Source organism: Bacteroidota bacterium (assembly GCA_030706565.1).
In the GTDB taxonomy this organism is placed as follows: domain Bacteria; phylum Bacteroidota; class Bacteroidia; order Bacteroidales; family JAUZOH01; genus JAUZOH01.
In genome coordinates this window covers 1-1,985 of the sequence record JAUZOH010000557.1, presented here as the reverse complement: position 1 = coordinate 1,985, position 1,985 = coordinate 1, and the positions used below count along the sequence as shown (strand labels likewise).

Below are 1,985 nucleotides of genomic sequence, written 5' to 3'. Positions count from 1 at the left end.
TTTGATGATCGTAAGGGATTGAAAGATTGTCGTTGCAAAACAAAAGGGTGGGTATGCCTTTCTTTTTTATCGCTTTGATGGTATCAACCGATAACCGTTGGTCGGGCAGGAATGTCATGAAAAGCGATATCTCTTCCTTCGAATGATCGATCATTTTTAATAAAGCTTCTTCGGGATTATCATCCCTGGTCTCATCGATGTTAAAAACCTCGAAAGCCACTCCGTATCTGTCAAGTTCACTTATAAAATGGGGAAACATCCATTGGTTAACCACTGAACGGTTCCCGCCCATTGCAAGAAATATTTTTTTTAGTTTCTGAAAATTCATGGAAAACAAATTTAACAGCCTAATTTATATGTTTTGAACCAAGCATAAAAACGGTTTATTTTTTTGCGATTATAGTAAAATGGTCGAATGTCAAAGCCAGATAATATTTTTTATTTTGAAGGACTGTATGATGGGCAATAATGATCAGAATATTTTTAAGAAATTTATACAGGTTGGCCAGCCGGTTTCCGAATGCGGATTTGTGCCGGATCTGAATATCGTGAAAACCATATTTCTTCAACAGATACTTGATGCTTGCAGGATTGTAAAAGGAAACATGTTCCTGGGTACTAAAGTAGGACCAGTGCGATTTGGCGATCCTGGCATTAAGGCTGTGAATGTTTCCCGTTTCAATGGCCAGGTATCCATGGGGCTTAAGTATTTTGCAGACATCCTCCAGCAGGGGTTTGGGATCGGGCAGATGCTCAATCACATCGGTCATTACCACCACATCAAATTTTTTCCCGCTTTGGATGGCATCATCCACATAACGGCCAAGTATCTTTATCCCCTTTCTTTCTGCTAATCCGGAGGCATATTGCGAAGGCTCCACTCCGTAACGTTCCCACTTGGATCCGTCGAAATAACTCAGTAAAAAACTGGTTCCGCAGCCAATATCAAGGATCTCATTCCCTTCAGGATGAAGTTTCTCTATGATGCTTCTCAGCTTGTTCCTTTGCCTCTTTGATTTGTCAACGGGATCGGGACAATTGACATCATAGATTTCAGAATTATGCCCTGAATAATATTGATCGATCAATTCGGGATTAATAATGGGCGAAGCAAAATTATGGGAGCATACCGGACATTTCTGCATGAAGATTTTCCTCGGATTTTTGATGGAAAGCAGCTCCGGCAGTTTTGTGCTTATATACGGTATCTGATATTGAGGTTCATGGATGCTTTCTCCGCAAACAGGACAGGATAAAATGTCTATATAATTATTGGAAGTTTCGTAATTGTTGTTCATGCCGGATTATAAATTTAATTTAATATTCTGTAGCCTTATCTACAGTTCTTCAGAAATATAAGTTGTTTGAACGACTAACCTTAAAAAAACAGACAAATTTAAATTAATAAATGTAACGGAAAAGCGAAATACAGGAAACAAAATTCCAAAGTAGCTTTAGCTCCGCTCAGTCACCGTATTTTCTACCTGATCCGAAACTTTAAACCCTTTGAACCCCTTGAACTTTTTCAAACTATCTTAAACCACAATGGACACAATGATTACACAAGGTTCACAAAGAAATTTGTATTCTTAGTGCCCTTTGTGCCTTAGTGGTAAATGTATTTCAAACCACATTGAACCTCTTGAACTAACTCAAACCAACTCAAACCACTTTAAACAATTGTCTGTTATAAAATTGCGAAATAAACCCTGGCCATGAAATAAAAAATAGTTCAATTTCCGGGAATAATTTAACTTTTATACTTTTACAGGTTTAAAATATTTAAATAGTAAAAGGGATTTATAAAATTGTTTGCTTTAAAAGCACTTCAGAATAAATATTTTAAGTTGACAATTATTAATGAATTACTTTTAAATATTTAGAAGGAATAATAATAACAATTGTAAAAATTTCTCACTACCCCTTATTTAAAGAAGGGACGACATCTAAAAATTTGTTTGATGATTAAAGATCTTAAATCGACA

At 36.1% G+C, this 1,985-nt stretch carries 2 protein-coding genes; both read right to left on the bottom strand.

The genetic code is table 11. The features are described 5' to 3' along the window. A partial coding sequence (locus tag Q8907_16740; protein ID MDP4275916.1) for a hypothetical protein occupies window positions 1–328 on the bottom strand: 328 nt, incomplete at its 3' end. Between the two features lie 55 nt (window positions 329–383). Further along, window positions 384–1,298, bottom strand: a complete 915-nt coding sequence (locus Q8907_16735; protein ID MDP4275915.1) for a class I SAM-dependent methyltransferase — start codon at window positions 1,296–1,298, stop codon at window positions 384–386. Window positions 1,299–1,985 lie beyond the last annotated feature (687 nt).

Bases quoted from the DNA above. Each gene is read 5' to 3' on its own strand.
- Q8907_16735 (MDP4275915.1), bottom strand. From the start codon at position 1,298: ATGAACAACAATTACGAAACTTCCAATAATTATATAGACATTTTATCC.